The organism is Bradyrhizobium sp. CCBAU 51745 (assembly GCF_028128715.1).
Lineage (GTDB): Bacteria > Pseudomonadota > Alphaproteobacteria > Rhizobiales > Xanthobacteraceae > Bradyrhizobium > Bradyrhizobium manausense.
In genome coordinates this window covers 157,718-171,772 of record NZ_LBJP01000092.1, presented here as the reverse complement: position 1 = coordinate 171,772, position 14,055 = coordinate 157,718, and the positions used below count along the sequence as shown (strand labels likewise).

The 14,055-nt window shown below is 63.4% G+C and carries 17 protein-coding genes and 1 pseudogene; 5 read left to right on the top strand and 13 right to left on the bottom strand.

What is annotated here, in order from left to right; genetic code table 11:
* Positions 1-57: 57 nt before the first annotated feature.
* Positions 58-867 carry a FadR/GntR family transcriptional regulator gene (locus tag XH98_RS35375; RefSeq protein ID WP_220004828.1) on the bottom strand — a complete coding sequence of 270 codons (810 nt, stop codon included), beginning with the start codon at positions 865-867 and terminating at the stop codon, positions 58-60.
* A gap of 131 nt (positions 868-998) precedes the next feature.
* Between XH98_RS35375 and XH98_RS35370 the strand changes: the two genes are divergently transcribed.
* From XH98_RS35370 to XH98_RS35360, 3 genes are all read left to right on the top strand, one after another.
* Positions 999-2,468 carry a mannitol dehydrogenase family protein gene (locus XH98_RS35370; protein WP_271621300.1) on the top strand — a complete coding sequence of 490 codons (1,470 nt, stop codon included), beginning with the start codon at positions 999-1,001 and terminating at the stop codon, positions 2,466-2,468.
* 89 nt (positions 2,469-2,557) lie between these two features.
* Positions 2,558-2,965, top strand: coding sequence for a nuclear transport factor 2 family protein (locus XH98_RS35365; RefSeq protein ID WP_220004830.1), 408 nt, complete (start codon positions 2,558-2,560; stop codon positions 2,963-2,965).
* A gap of 120 nt (positions 2,966-3,085) precedes the next feature.
* Positions 3,086-3,946, top strand: a complete 861-nt coding sequence (locus XH98_RS35360) for an SDR family oxidoreductase (RefSeq protein WP_271621299.1) — start codon at positions 3,086-3,088, stop codon at positions 3,944-3,946.
* On the opposite strand, the pseudogene XH98_RS35355 reads toward XH98_RS35360, so the two are convergent.
* A pseudogene (locus XH98_RS35355) lies at positions 3,921-4,031 on the bottom strand (dienelactone hydrolase family protein); the annotation flags it as partial. The gene XH98_RS35360 and the pseudogene XH98_RS35355 sit on opposite strands and share 26 nt — an antisense overlap.
* Before the next feature lie 492 nt (positions 4,032-4,523).
* On the opposite strand from XH98_RS35355, the gene XH98_RS35350 reads away from it, so the two are divergent.
* Positions 4,524-5,102, top strand: a complete 579-nt coding sequence (locus tag XH98_RS35350) for a MarR family winged helix-turn-helix transcriptional regulator (RefSeq protein ID WP_271598274.1) — start codon at positions 4,524-4,526, stop codon at positions 5,100-5,102.
* Positions 5,103-5,115: 13 nt separating this feature from the next.
* Here XH98_RS35350 and XH98_RS35345 read toward each other — a convergent pair whose 3' ends face one another.
* Positions 5,116-6,051: a hypothetical protein gene (locus XH98_RS35345; RefSeq protein WP_271598273.1), complete on the bottom strand. Its 936-nt coding sequence runs from the start codon at positions 6,049-6,051 to the stop codon at positions 5,116-5,118.
* A gap of 811 nt (positions 6,052-6,862) precedes the next feature.
* On the opposite strand from XH98_RS35345, the gene XH98_RS35340 reads away from it, so the two are divergent.
* Positions 6,863-7,633, top strand: coding sequence for a response regulator transcription factor (locus tag XH98_RS35340; RefSeq protein WP_220004834.1), 771 nt, complete (start codon positions 6,863-6,865; stop codon positions 7,631-7,633).
* Between the two features lie 115 nt (positions 7,634-7,748).
* On the opposite strand, the gene XH98_RS35335 is transcribed toward XH98_RS35340, so the two are convergent.
* The 10 genes from XH98_RS35335 to flaF form a co-directional block, all read right to left on the bottom strand.
* A complete protein-coding gene (locus XH98_RS35335) occupies positions 7,749-8,207 on the bottom strand; it encodes a hypothetical protein (RefSeq protein WP_220004835.1) in 459 nt (152 codons plus the stop codon).
* Positions 8,204-8,746, bottom strand: a complete 543-nt coding sequence (locus XH98_RS35330) for a flagellar biosynthesis protein FlgN (RefSeq protein ID WP_271621298.1) — start codon at positions 8,744-8,746, stop codon at positions 8,204-8,206. Before XH98_RS35330 ends, XH98_RS35335 begins: the two co-directional genes overlap by 4 nt.
* A 44-nt stretch (positions 8,747-8,790) precedes the next feature.
* Positions 8,791-9,258: a rod-binding protein gene (locus tag XH98_RS35325; protein WP_271621297.1), complete on the bottom strand. Its 468-nt coding sequence runs from the start codon at positions 9,256-9,258 to the stop codon at positions 8,791-8,793.
* Entirely contained in the window at positions 9,255-9,674 is a 420-nt protein-coding gene (locus tag XH98_RS35320) for a hypothetical protein (RefSeq protein WP_271598270.1), read from the bottom strand. The genes XH98_RS35325 and XH98_RS35320 overlap by 4 nt, the downstream gene beginning before the upstream one ends.
* A gap of 6 nt (positions 9,675-9,680) precedes the next feature.
* The gene (gene fliR / locus XH98_RS35315) at positions 9,681-10,433 is read right to left on the bottom strand and encodes a flagellar biosynthesis protein FliR (RefSeq protein ID WP_271598269.1); all 753 of its coding nucleotides are present in this window, start codon (positions 10,431-10,433) and stop codon (positions 9,681-9,683) included.
* The gene (gene flhA, locus XH98_RS35310) at positions 10,430-12,511 is read right to left on the bottom strand and encodes a flagellar biosynthesis protein FlhA (protein ID WP_271598268.1); all 2,082 of its coding nucleotides are present in this window, start codon (positions 12,509-12,511) and stop codon (positions 10,430-10,432) included. The genes fliR and flhA overlap by 4 nt, the downstream gene beginning before the upstream one ends.
* Positions 12,512-12,582: 71 nt before the next feature.
* Positions 12,583-12,849: a flagellar biosynthesis protein FliQ gene (fliQ, locus tag XH98_RS35305; protein ID WP_220004841.1), complete on the bottom strand. Its 267-nt coding sequence runs from the start codon at positions 12,847-12,849 to the stop codon at positions 12,583-12,585.
* A gap of 2 nt (positions 12,850-12,851) precedes the next feature.
* Positions 12,852-13,274, bottom strand: coding sequence for a flagellar hook assembly protein FlgD (flgD, locus tag XH98_RS35300; protein WP_057742893.1), 423 nt, complete (start codon positions 13,272-13,274; stop codon positions 12,852-12,854).
* 14 nt (positions 13,275-13,288) lie between these two features.
* Positions 13,289-13,699: a flagellar biosynthesis repressor FlbT gene (flbT, locus tag XH98_RS35295; protein WP_057742891.1), complete on the bottom strand. Its 411-nt coding sequence runs from the start codon at positions 13,697-13,699 to the stop codon at positions 13,289-13,291.
* Positions 13,699-14,043 carry a flagellar biosynthesis regulator FlaF gene (gene flaF / locus XH98_RS35290; protein WP_271598267.1) on the bottom strand — a complete coding sequence of 115 codons (345 nt, stop codon included), beginning with the start codon at positions 14,041-14,043 and terminating at the stop codon, positions 13,699-13,701. Before flaF ends, flbT begins: the two co-directional genes overlap by 1 nt.
* Between the last annotated feature and the right edge of the window lie 12 nt (positions 14,044-14,055).

Below are 14,055 nucleotides of genomic sequence, written 5' to 3'. Positions count from 1 at the left end.
CCCATTGTGTCTGCAGCTTCGTTCACCCGCCCTAACAACGAGACGAGCGGTCCAATCTCATCGTCGCCCCGCGCTGCCGCCTTTGGCTTGCACGCCAGAGGATCGTTTTGGCTTCGCCGGCTGATCTCCGGATCGCGCCGTCCGCTTCCGCGCCCCCGGCGCGCCTGCTGATGTCTCGGCGCCAAAGCTCTGCGCAAAGCGCTCCTGCGAATGCGCGAGGTGATCGCGCATGGCGTCGTGAGCCGACATTGGCCGGCGCGCCGCGATGGCGTCGCGCACGGCGCGATGCTCGCTCAGCGCGGCGAGCCAGGTGCCGGGGTTTTCGAAATAATGCGCAAGCTGCGTGAAATAGGGATTGAGGCGCTGGTCGAACAGCTCGCCGACGACGCGCACCAGCACGGCGTTGCCGAGGCATCCGGCGATCGCGATGTGGAAGGCGCGGTCATGGACCATCGAAGCTTCGCTGGGATGCTCGACCTCAGCCATCGCGACAAGGGCCGCGTCGATGCGCGCGACATCGTCGCTGGTCGCCACGCGGGCGGCCTGCTCCGCGATGGCGCTTTCCAGGAATTCACGGGCGCGCAGCAGCTCGAACGGCCCCTCGAGGACGGCCGAGGACACCGGCGCAGCGTCGACGGGCTCTGTTACATAGATGCCGGAGCCGACGCGAATGCGAACGCGTCCCTCCACTTCGAGGGCGATCAGGGCTTCGCGCACCGTCGGCCGCGAAATCTTGAGCTGCTCGGCGAGCTCGCGCTCGGTCGGCAAGCGGCTGCCGACGGCGTACTCGCCGCTGTCGATCAGGCTTCGCAATTGATCGGCGACCTGGCGATAAAGCCGTCTCGCCTCCACAGCTTCCAGCGGCACGCCGGCCTCCCCGAACGGTCTCGCCGGATGGATTGCTGCCGGCGGCCACGTCCACTTTGGATAATTGGCCTTACCAATTGACCCGATACGGCCGCCATGTCAAGCAACGGGCTAAACCCAGGGAGACGACCATGCGGCTTGGTCACGCCCATCTCGACCTGTTGCCAGCGGCCATCCGCCGCCCGGCCTATGACCGTTCCCTGATCACGCCAGGCATCGTGCATCTCGGTCTCGGCGCGTTTCATCGTGCGCATCAGGCTGTCGCCATCGACGATTGCCTGGCCGCAGGCCCCACATCCTGGGGCATCGTCGGCGCGAGCCTGCGCAGCCCCGATACGCGCGATGCTCTCGCCCCGCAGGATCATCTCTACACGGTCGCCGTGCGCGCCGCCGAGGGCACCGAGCATCGTGTCATCGGGGCATTGCTGGACAGCGTCGTCGCGCGCGAGAAGCCGGCTGCGCTGGTCGAACGGATGGCTGATCCCGCCATTCGCATCGTCTCGCTGACGGTGACCGAAAAGGGCTATTGCCACACGCCGCAGTCAGGCGATCTTGACGAGCGACACCCCGATGTCGTGCACGACCTCAACGATATCGACGCGCCGCGCTCGGCGCCGGGCTTCATCGTGGCGGCGCTGGCGCGGCGGCGGGCGCAGGGGATTGCGCCCTTCACCGTGCTGTGCTGCGACAATCTCGCCGCCAACGGTCACACCGTGCAGCGGATCGTGACGCAATTCGCCGCGCTCCGCTCAGAGGAGCTTGGCAAGTGGATCGCCGCTAACGCCACTTTCCCCTGCACCATGGTCGACCGCATCGTGCCCGAAACCACCCGTGCCGATCGTGATGGGGTCGCAGCAGTGCTCGGAATGCGTGACGCCTGGCCTGTGATGACAGAGCCCTTCACGCAATGGGTGGTCGAGGATCGCTTTGCCTCGGGAAGGCCCGATCTCGCCGCGGCAGGTGTCGAGCTTGTCAGCGACGTCAAGCCGTTCGAGCTGATGAAGCTGCGGCTGCTCAATGCCAGCCATTCAGCGCTCGCCTATCTCGGCTACCTCGCCGGGTACGAGACCATCGCCGACACCATGCAGGATCCGCATTTCGCGCGCCTCGCCGCACGGGTGATGGAAGAGGCCGCGGTGACGTTGACGATGCCTGAAGGCACCGATCTTGCCGCCTATCGCGCCTCCCTGCTCCAGCGTTTTGCCAATCCGGCGTTGCATCACCGCACCTGGCAGATCGCGATGGACGGCTCGCAAAAACTGCCGCAGCGCCTGCTCGGGACGATGCAGGATCGTCTCGCCATGAACCTGCCGATCGCGACCCATGCGCTCGCGGTGGCTGGCTGGATGCGCTACGTCACCGCATCTGACGAGCAGGGCCGCGCCATCGACGTGCGCGATCCCTTCGCGGCCGAGCTGGCGGCGCTGGCGCGCGAGGCCGGTCCCGTCGCCGAACGGCTTGCGCCTGCATTGCTCGGCGTCACGAAGGTGTTTGGGCCGCTTGGCGCCGAGCCGCGGCTGCGCGAGGCGGTGACCGTAGCGCTTGGGCGCCTCTACGCGGAAGGTGCGCGGCGCGCGGTAGAGATGCTCGTTTCGGCATGACCAGAAACTGGGCAGCGATGCTGCACTGCGTTCAAAGTCGGACTGAAGTCGCGCTTGATTTTTGCCTTCCATTGCCCCACCCGAGAGAGATGGCAAAGGACAGCAAGGTCATCGCCGCGAACGCGGCTTTTTACGCCGCCTTTTCGACGGGCGATTTTGACAGCATGAAGCGGATGTGGGCGGACGACGACGCCATCTCCTGCATTCATCCCGGCTGGCCCGCGATCGTCGGCCATGCCACTGTCATCGGCAGCTGGCGCGACATCCTGCAAAATCCTGAGAGGCCGCAGATCGTCTGCGCCGAACCGCAGGCGATCGTCGACGGCGACAGCGCCCGCGTGCTCTGCATCGAGATCGTCGACGGAACCGCGCTGGCTGCCGCCAACCATTTTCGCCGCGTCGGCGACGACTGGCGCATGGTGCATCACCAGTCGAGCCCGATCGCACAGATTGTCGAGCAGGCCGAGGACGATAGGGCGAGCCACCGGGTGCACTGAGGGCAACCCTCACGCCGGCGTGATGTACTATGCATGGGGTTGTTTTGCGGTTTTGATCTCTTATGAGCGAGGACGCGCCGGCTCGCGCGAACGGAACTCGGACCCGGCACGGGAAGACGCATGCGGCTCTTCATTCTTGGCCTCGGCTATAGCGCCCGGCATTTCGTCCGCAGGTTCGGCGGCAGCTTCTCGCATGTCGCCGGCACCGTGCGCGATCCCACCACGCGGGACGATCTCGCCGGCGTCGAGCTGCATGCCTTTTCCGGCAGCCGCCCGGCTGATGCGACCGTCAATCGCATCCGCGATGCCGATGTTCTCCTGATCTCGATCCCGCCTGACAGCAGCGGCGATCCCGCGCTCGCAGCGCTCGGCGATGTGCTGGCAACAGGCCGCCGCAAGGTCGTCTATCTCTCCACCATCGGCGTCTATGGCGATCATGCCGGGGGATGGGTCGACGAGAGCACGCCGCCGCAGTCTTCCCTCGATCGCGCCCGGCTGCGCGTCGCGGCGGAGCAGGCCTGGACCGAGACGGCGCACGGCGATGTTGCGATCCTGCGCCTTGCCGGCATCTACGGTCCCGGCCGCAACGCGCTGGTGACGCTGCGTGGCGGCACCGCCCGCCGCATCATCAAGCCCGGCCAGGTTTTCAACCGCATCCATGTCGACGACATCGCGAGCGCCATCATGGCCGCGATCACCCACAACAGCGGCGGCACCTGGAACGTCTGCGACGACGAGCCCGCACCGCCGCAAGACGTGATCACCTATGCCGCTCAGCTGATGGGCATCGCGCCGCCGGCCGAAGAAGCGTTTGCGACCGCCGAGATGTCGGCGATGGCGCGCAGCTTCTATGCCAGCAGCGCCCGCGTCTCCAATGCGAAATTGAAGCGCGAGCTCGACGTCGCGCTGGCCTATCCGACCTATCGGCACGGCCTCGATGCGCTGTGGCGCGGCCTCAGCTCAGAACGCCATATTTCTTGAACCAGGCTTGCGCCTGCGCCCAGGCGTCGTCCGCCGCGTCCTTGCGATAGCTGCCGCGAAAGTCGGCATGGAAGCCATGCGGCGCGTTCCGGATAGATCAAGCTGCAGTCCCTGATCTGATGATGTGACTGATTTAACCGTGTAGCCGCGTTGCGTCGCAACATCCATTAACCGAAAAAAGGGTTCTCCCGCCTTCCGCTGCGCCATCACGCGTTGCCGATCATGCGTGGCTTCGCGCAACTCGAAACGGTTTGCCGCAACAAACAGGCTCCATCGTGGCCGCATTGACACATCATGTTGCCCAAGCACTGCATAGCGTCCGACATTTGCACGCAAGCTCGCACCATTTGACTGAAATTTTCGGATCAGTTGAGCTTTGCAGTTTACTCGAACTTTCTTTGTGACGCTCTAGTTCCACTCCCGAATGTTCCATCTCCAGAACGGAGAGGCGTCTTCCAAGCGCGGCATGTTCCTTTGGTCTCGCGCGAAGCAACGCTAGACGGCTTCATTCCGAACCCGCAGCGATTGCGCCCCCGAACGCTCAATTGAACAAAGCTTGATCCTATCTGGCATCGAAATGAATTTGGCTCGCGAAGCAATCGAATTGTTGGGACAGGTGGCGCGGATCCTGTGGTTCGAAGGCACCAAGCATGGCATGCGGGATCGCGAGTGGATGGCGCTGCGCTTCCTCTTCCGTGCGAATCGGTTCTCACGGACGCCGTCGGCGCTGGCAAGCTATGTCGGCACGACGCGCGGCACCGCCTCCTTCATCATCGGCGAGCTCGAACGCCTCGGTTATGTGGAGCGAACCCGCTCCTCCAAGGACAAGCGCTCGGTCATGCTTAGCGTGACGCAGCAAGGCAAGAAGTTTCTGGCCCGCGATCCGGTCAACGGCCTGGTCGATGCCTTCGCCATTCTCGATGATGACAGCAAGCTTCGCTTCCGCGACACGTTGCGTCACGTGCTCGATCAGGCGGATGCCGCCGAACAGCGGCACCACACCGACATCTGCAAGCGATGCATCTTCCTGCGGGAGGATCGCACAGCTTCCGAGAACAAGTCGACGGTCGAGTTCACCTGCCGGCTGTTTCGTGCGCCGATCGCGGAGGCCGAGATCGAGCTGCTATGCACCAGCTTCGAGCATCACCGACAATAGAAGCCTCCGCCGCTCACTTGCGCGCTGAATAGATGACACCGCCGCCGCTGGTTTCCACGACGAGACGGCCGTTCTCGTTCCTGATCTCCTCGATCCGACCGAGATTCGGCACCTGCTGCCCGAGCACGGCCTCGACGACACCGTTCGGGCCCTGCAGGATCGCGATGCCCTCATAGGCCTGGCGAACCGACCAGCCCTTGACCACTTTGCGCGGCGCCGAGCTGCGCTCGACCGGAGCCACCGAGCCCGTGGTCTCCGGCGCGGCCACCGACGCCATCACCGGCATCGCCGGCGACGGCTGCGCGGCGACTTGCACCGGCGCCTGGATTTGGGCCTGGGCGAGCCTGTCGAGCTTCGCCGTCGAAGACGAACTGACTCGCTCGATACGATCCAGATTTTCGGCAAACCGACCGAAACGATCGCTGGTTGCCTTGCTTGATTGATCGACCGCGGTGCGCAGGCCATCGAGATTCTCTGATACGCCGGACAATTGCTTGCGGAGCTGGGCGACCGTTTCGCGCAGATTCCTGATCTCCGCATTGGCCGTGGCATTGGTCTGGCCCGGCTGCGTGGTGAGATAGGCAATGACGCCGGTGCACGCGCAGACCACCAGGATGGCGGCAATCGCCAATGTCGCGAGCGGAACGACCCAAGCGGGGCGCTGCGGCGGCGGCTTGGCTACGATCATCGCCGGCTTGATGACGGCAGGCGCAGGCTTTGGTATCGCCATCTTGTCGAGGCGCGCCTTGGCACGAATGCGCTTCAATCCCTCGAGCGCCTCTTTCGCTGCGGCTTCGTCGTTCGACAATGATGCAGGCTTCGCGCCTGCCGCGGGCTTGGCCGTGCGCGTGTTATTATTGGGCTTGGTGTCGCGTGTGTCCGGAGCAAGCTTCGCAGCTGCGGTCAAATCCGCAGCTTCAGCGGGACGCGTTTTTCCATCGGACAACATTTGAAAATGCTCCGTTCGTTTTGATCTGTCGAACGAAGCTAGTTGGCGAAGCTTGCCTGAAACGTGCGCATCAGAACTTTTTCGTCGCGCATGAAGCACAGGCGAGTCTGGCGCATCATGCGTGATTCAAAAGTGCGACTCGAAAGACACACACTCGCCAAGATTTTGCCAAGCTGGAGTCTCGCCGCCATACATGAGTCGAATTGTCGCACGTGAGTACCCGGCCAGAGGAGTCAATCCCGGGTTGAAAATCCCCCGTATGACGGCTCAGTGACACGACTCAAAACGGCTTTATTTGTACGGGCATAGGAACTTTATAACCGCTAAGGTGCAAAACTGGTTCGAATTTCAAATCAACTGATGCGTTCGGACATACAAAGAGACAACTGGAAACAAACCAACAGCATCAAGCACACGTAGCAAACGCTTTGTTCCGCACGCTTGATCGGAAATCGGCAATTGTTACGGTCTGTCTTAAGTGATTCTCGCCCGTTGGCGAGGAGATCGACAGAGTTCAGTGGCGTTCGGACGCGATGAGCAACGTAACGCAGCTGTACTACGTCGCTATCTCAATCCGCCCCGCAAGGTGATCTGTAAGACACCCGCCGGGCTTCACGCAGTAAGCGTTCAGTATCGAGTCGAAGTAGCAGGCCCACACATGTGGGCACTGAATGCGTAGGGCTGCCCGCGAATATCGAGACCACAATAACGGTTCGCGGGAGGGAATATCGTCAAACAGCATGGCTGCCGAACCGGGGCATCACAACAAACCTCCCGGCTACAGCAAGTGCGAAACAGGGGCGAAAGACTGATGTATATTATCGTTGATGATCGCGAGAGCGTCACGAACAGCTACGTAGGAGGGCTCGTTCGCGAAGGCGTATCGTCGATCGGCTTCTCCTCCGGAGAATTCTGGGACTGGCTGCAATCCGCGAGTGAATCGGACCTTGCAGCCGTCGATGCCTTCCTTCTGGGGGACTGCGATGCCCGCGGAAGCCTGCCGCGGGCGATGCGCAAGCGGTCTACGGCTCCGATCATCGCCATGAGCGGCCAAAAGATGCTCAAGAATACGCTGGAGCTGTTCGAATCCGGTGTGGACGACGTCGTCCACGTGCCGATCCATCTGCGTGAGATCCTCGCCCGAACGGCCGCGATCGCTCGCCGCCGGGTCGGAGAGTTGCCGAGGCCCTGCGAGACCAGGATCCAGGTCTTCTTCAACGGACGTGACCCCGAAATCGCGGGCCACGCCCTGACGCTGCCGCGCCGCGAGCTGCGCATCCTCGAATATATGGTCAGCAACCACGGCAAATGGATCACCAAGACGCAGATCTTCAACGCGGTCTACGGCATCTTTGAATCCACATTCGACGAGAGCGTGATCGAAAGTCACGTCAGCAAGCTACGCAAGAAGCTCCGCGACCGCCTCGGTTTCGACGCGATCGTGGCCCGCCGCTATGTCGGATACCGGCTCAACATCCCGGCCAATGAGACGATCGACGAGCCGATGCAGGAGCTCGACGAGGTCGGCATCCTCCTGAACCGGGCTCATGCCGCGCCTGCGGCCTACCCGGCCGGCAACTGACGCGGCAAGCCGGCTCGCAAACGACCACCGGCCCCTGCGGGAAGCTCGCGCAGGGGCCGGTTGTTTTTGACGGCCTGGATGTCGTCGGGCCTGCGCGGTTTCGCGGACCGGCGCACTACGGCTTCTGCTGGAATTCTTCCTTGGAGACGTAGTTGAAGTCCTCGACCAGGACGTCCTGGACGATGTCGGCCTGCATCCGCTCGTTGACGCGCTGCTTGATCGCCGAGGTGAGCACGGAGAGATCGTAACGGGCGAGCTTCCTGAAATCGAGCTTGTCGTCAGCGTAGATCCTTCGGAAAGCCTCGTCGACGACGAACGGCTCCGGCGGAACCGTCAGCTGGTGCATGGTCTTCGCCTCAACTGTGTAGACGAAGCGCGCGACGATGTAGCCCTGCACAGCGCCGCCCTCGACCATGGGCACGCTCAGCGCCCGCGTCTTCTGGTATTGCAGGCCTTCAAGATATTCGTCCTTCGCGGGCAGCAGGCTGCCATTTTCCTTCCAATAGGCAACCCCATAGCTCGTGCCCGCGGTGAGGATGCATACCCAGAGCCCGGCCAGCACCAGCTTGATCATTTTCTGTCCTGCGCTGCGCGACCGGTGTACGTGCCGTCCGATTCGGCTTCCTTGATCGCCCTGAGGATGATGCTCGCGACCTCACGCACGGCGTCGTAGTGCATTTCGAGGAGAGAGCGGTTTCGCTCGAGCTTCTCGCGCAGCCGCTGAATTTCCTCGGTGATCTCGGTTTCGCTGCCGAGATGCATCCGCGCCCGCATCAGGCGGACGAATTCCAGCATGCTCCGGCTCTTGCGGGCGCTGAAGTCGTCGAAGTCGACCTTCTGTCCGGTGGCGAGCGCGGCGGTCTCCTCCTCGACAATGGTTTCGAGCCGGCGAATTGCGACCAGCAATCCGCGGACCTCTTCGGACCGCACCACCTCCAACCTCGCCGCCGCCTCAGGGTCGTCGGGCGTCATGTCGCTGCCGACATTAGGCAGGAGCGCGGGCAACAGAACGTCGCTCGGCGCAGCCTCCGTCACGGCCTCGATGTCAAGGACGTGTTGCTCAATGACCGGCTGCTCCATCACCTGGGCCGTCGCGCCTTGTTCTACCTGCATAGCAAATCCACCCCTCAACTTTCGTCACCCAGGTCCCATATCCATCAGTCCGACTTGCCCGCGGCCTCCGGGCCTGCCGGATGCGCAGCCGCGAGCTGCTTGGCAATTCCGATCCCCTTGCCCTTCGCGAGCTGGGCGCCGAGCTGCTCGGCCAGCATCGATTTCCAGATGCCGCCCGCGGTGCCCTTGCCGAATACTTCGTCAGACTCCTTCGGCAGCATCGTCTCGACGAAGGTCTGGAGAATGAACGCTTCGAACTTGCGATAGACCTCGTCCGGGCCAGGCTTCTTGATCACCTGCACCGGCGGCCCGTTCACCACGCCCGATTGCGCCTCCGTCAAACTTGCGGCGGATTGATCGGCCGCCTTGCTGGTCGTCGCATCCATCGTCGCAGCGAAATCGGCGCCCGACGATCTCAGCGACTCCAGCTTCGCCGTCGCCATCCGCTGCGTCACCGGATCGGCGGCGTCGAGGACATCAAGAACGAGGTCGGATGTCGGTGTTACGATCATGTCTTGGTCCGGGTGGTTGGCCGCGGCGTCAGATCGCGCGCGGCGGCGTGTGTTCCCATCATGTCTTCGAGCGAGCGCTTCTCTGCGGCGCGCAGCTTGTCGGCGAGCGCCGCCCTGGCGACCTCCTCGAGCTGCTTCACACGCCGGGTTTCCGAGCGCACCCTGTCGAGCTGCATCGCGGCGCGTTCCTGCACGGCGCGAGCGCCGACGCTGGTCTTGTTGAGGCGCCGCGCAATCGAATCGCTCGACGATCCCGCCGGCGTTTTGCCTTCGTTCAGCGTTCCCACCAGCCAGGCCTGCTCATCCTGCATGGTCTGCTCCTGCTGCCGCAATTGTGAGAGCTGCCATTCGGACAGCCGGAGCTGAAGCTTGATCAGCGAGACGATTCGACTGAGCTTGTCCGCGCGCGAGACCATGACCCGTCATCCCGGCAGCCATGACGACAGGCCCAGCATGAATTGCGCCAGCAGCTCGTCGCTGGTGAGATAGAGCAGCAGGAAACCACCGAACAGGACGAATGGCACCGAGACGAAATAGACCGGTATCGCCGGGGTCAGCTTGTTGATGAGACCCACCGAGAAATTGACGATGACGGAATAGACGATGAAGGGGCTGGTGATCCGCAGCGTCAGCACGAACGCGTCGGCGAGACGGCTCACCAGCTGGTTCAGCGCCATCTCGCCGGTCAGCTTCTCGCCGGGATGCCAGACGTCGTAGGAGTTCATCAGCCCGCGCAACACCTGCCAGTGCTGATCGGTCAGGAAGAACAGCGTAGTGACGGCGGCCATGATCAGCGGCACCACGGGCGGCGCCGGATCGGTGTCGCCGACGGGCGTGCCCGGGATGCTGCTGAGCCCGATCGCGCTCGCCATCACGGTGAGCATGGTCTGGAGCGCGAGGAAGAACACACGCCCGCCGAGACCGATGACGCCGCCGACCAGAAGCTCTGTGCCGATCAGCAGCGCCATCGTCAGCGGCGAGGCGCCGTCGACGAGCGGCTTCAGGATGGCGACAAGAATCGGCGCCAGCGCGAAGGTCGTGACCAGGGCGACGAACAGGCGGATTTGCGGCGGAACGTTCACGCTGGAATAGCCAGGCACGAGCATCAGGCAGGCGCCGATACGGCAGAACACGATGAACGTGACGAGCACCTGGTCAGTGAGGCCGATGATCACGAAATGGCTCCGAGCGCCCGGATCTCGGCGCTGCGGGCGACCTCGACATGCGACAGGATCGGCAGGGTCGGGAACACCCGCTCCAAAATCATGCGCACATAGGGTCGGGCCTCCGGCGTCACCGCCAGCACCACACTGGTGCCGTCCTCGGTGAACTTCCGGACCGCGGCGCTGGCTTCGGTCGCGAACTGCTCGATCAGCCGAGGATCGGCGTCGAACTCGACGACGTCACCCTTGGCGTCGCGCTTCAGGCTCTGATGGAAGGCGAGATCCCAGCGATTGCCGAGGCGAAGGACGTTGAGCACGCCGTTGTCGGAGAGGTCGCCGCAGATCTGCTGGGCCAGCCGCATCCGCACGTGCTCGGCAACCTGCTCGGACCGCCGGACATGCGGCGCGATCTCGGCGATCGCCTCGAGGATCAGATGCAGATTCCGGATCGACACCCGCTCGCCCAGCAGGATCTTCAGGATCGCCAGCAGGCCGGAATAGGAAATCTGGGACGGGCAGAGATCGTCGACAAGGCGCTTGTATTCGGGTTCGAGCCGGTCGAGCAGTGCGCGCATGTCCTTGTAGGACAGCAGCTGCGACAGATTTGCCCTCAGCACTTCGCTCAGGTGCGTGAGGAGCACCGACAGATTGTCGACCGGCTTGCAGCCCTGCCGCTTGACCTCCTCGGTGAAGGCTTCCGTCACCCACAGCGCCTTCATGCCGAAGGCGGGCTCGATCACCTCGTCGCCGGGCACGTCGGGCTTGCCGTCCTTGTCCACCAGCACCATCACCTCGCCGATGCGGAGCTCGCCATGGGCGACGCGCGTGTCGTGGATCCGGATCTGGTATCCCTTGGGGTCGATCGACAGATTGTCCGACAGCTTGATCTCGGGGATGACGAAGCCGTACTGCTTGGCGAATTTCTTGCGGATCTTGGCGACGCGGTGGGCAAGCTCGTTGCGCGAGCCGAGCAGGTGAACCGACAGATGGCTGCCGAGCGACAGCTCGATCTCGGCGGTCTTGAGCGATTCCTTGACCGATTCCTTGGCGTCGTTCTGGGCGCGCTCTTCGGCCTTGCGCGCATCCTCCTTCTGCTTCGCGGCCGCCTGCCGCTTCGGCAGCGAGTAGCCGACGAAGGCCATGACGCCGCCCAGAAGCACGAACGGTGCCATCGGCAGCCCCGGCATCAAGGCAAGCACGAACATCATTAAGGAGGCGGCAGACACCGCGCGTGGATAGCCGCCGAGCTGCCGCAGCACCGCCTGCTCCGCCGAGCCTCTGGTGCCGCCCTTGGACACCAGCAGACCCGCCGACAGCGACACGATCAGTGCCGGCATCTGCGTGACCAGACCGTCGCCGACGGACAGTTTTGTGTAGACGTCGGCGGCGCGCGACAGGGTCAGACCGTGATGAGTGACGCCGATGATGATGCCGCCGAAGATGTTGATCGCCGTGATGATCAGGCCGGCGATGGCATCGCCGCGCACGAATTTCGAGGCACCGTCCATCGCGCCGAAGAAGGAGCTCTCCTCTTCGAGCTCGCGGCGCCGGCGTTGGGCTTCCTTGTCATCGATCAGGCCTGCAGAGAGGTCCGCGTCGATCGCCATCTGCTTGCCGGGGATGGCGTCCAGGGTGAAGCGCGCGCCGACTTCGGCGATACGCGTTGCGCCCTTGGTGATCACGACGAAATTCACCGTGACCAGGATCGCGAAAATGATCAATCCGATGACGAAGTCGCCGCCCATGACGAACTTCGAGAAGCCGGCGACGACGTGGCCGGCAGCGGTCTCGCCCTCCCCGCCGCGCGACAGGATCAGGCGGGTGGTCGCGACGTTGAGTGCGAGCCGCAGGATCGTCGCGATGAGGAGCACGGTCGGGAAGGCGGAAAAATCGAGCGGCCGCTGGATCCACAACGCAACCATCAGGATCAGCGCCGCCAGCGCGATCGAAAAAGCGAGGCCGAGGTCGATCAGGATGGGAGGGATCGGCAGGAACAGGATCGTGAGCATGGTCACGATACCGCCAGCGAAGACGGCGTCCGCGCCGAAGCGTCGCGGGTTCGGCAGGCTAGCAGCTAACGTATCGGCCATAGGTCACCGGGCAGCAGGGTCCGCCCTGCAATCTGCCCCGCAAAGCTTACGCGAGGGTGGTGGCCGGCGGATCAGAAGCCGTGCTCGATCCGCGAATAGACCATCTCGGTGAAGGTGGAGAGATGGGCGCCGATGAAGGAGCCGGAGATGGCCACGACCACCAGGATGACGATGATCTTCGGAACGAAGGTCAGCGTCGCCTCCTGGATCTGGGTCAGGGCCTGGATCAGCGCGATGACGATGCCGACCAGCATCGCCGCGCCGACGGCGGGTCCGCAGGCAACGAGGATGGTCCAGATCGCTGCCTGGACGAGGTCGAGGGCGTCCCGCTCGTTCATGGTTAGTTGCTGATCGTGAGACCAGGGCCGACCGCGACCTTGGTGCCGTCCTGGAGGGTCGCGACGGAGCCGTTGCTGTTGATCGAGATCGAGGCGACCTTGCCGGTGAACGTCGCTCCGGTCGAGTCGGTGAAGCTGACATTCTTTCCGATCAGCCCGTCCGCCTGCGACAGCGACTGGGAGGACAGCAGCGCATCCAGCTTCGTGTTGGTTTGCATGGCCTGCTCGACCGTCGACAGCTGGGCGAACTGGCTCATGTATTGCGACGTATCCGTCGGATTGGTCGGATCCTGGTTCTTCATCTCGGCGATGAGGAGCTGGAGGAAGGTGTTGTAGTCGACTCCGCTGCTTGACGGCGTCGAGCTGGACGAGGTCGAGCTGGTCGAATTGGTGCTCGTGGTATCGGTCGCGCTGGGAACGTTCATGGGCCTCTCCGCTGTCAGGCAGCCTTGAATGGAGATTTGGTGGTGGTGCCGGCCAGGATCGCCTCCTCGAGAGGGAACAGCGCCCGGATCCGCTTGAGCGCCTCGAAGTAGCGGGTTCCGCCGACCATCTCGTCGATCGCGGCGAGCCCGTCCAGCATCTCGCGGTTCTCGCAAACGGCAAGCAGGGCCGCGTGGTGCTGCCCATAGAGCGAGGCGGCGGCGCCAACATCTGTCGGGTTCATCAGCATGAGCTGAACGATGAAATAAAGCTGCCGCATCGCCGTGGTGGCGTCGGCAGCCTGCATCACCTGCCCTTCCAGCAGGAACATCACATCATTGACGAGTTCGAGCGAGACCTTGCGGTCCACGCGCAACACCGCGCCGTTGATGTAGACTCGTTCGCCCGCTCGCAAGGAGATCTTCATTAGAGCGCGTCTCTAATCAGGCGGTTGATTTCGACGAGCTGCGTCACGTCGTTCGATTTTTCCTCGCGAAGGCGATCGGCTTCCTTGACGACCCACAGACCGATCGAGATGATGTCGGCGCGCAGCTGCTCGGGCAGTCCGTTCTCGGGATGCGCCAGATCCTCGATGAAGATGGTCCATAGCCGCCGGACATAGAGCAGGCTCTGAACCTGATCCTCAAGGCTGAAACACTCGCGCTGGAGCCGCTCCAGCCGGTCGATGCCGAGGCTGAGCGCCTGGCGCTCGCGCCCTCGCGCCTCGTAGCCGCTGTCTTCAACGACCGTCTCATAGGCTTCAAAAGTCATCCGTAATACTCT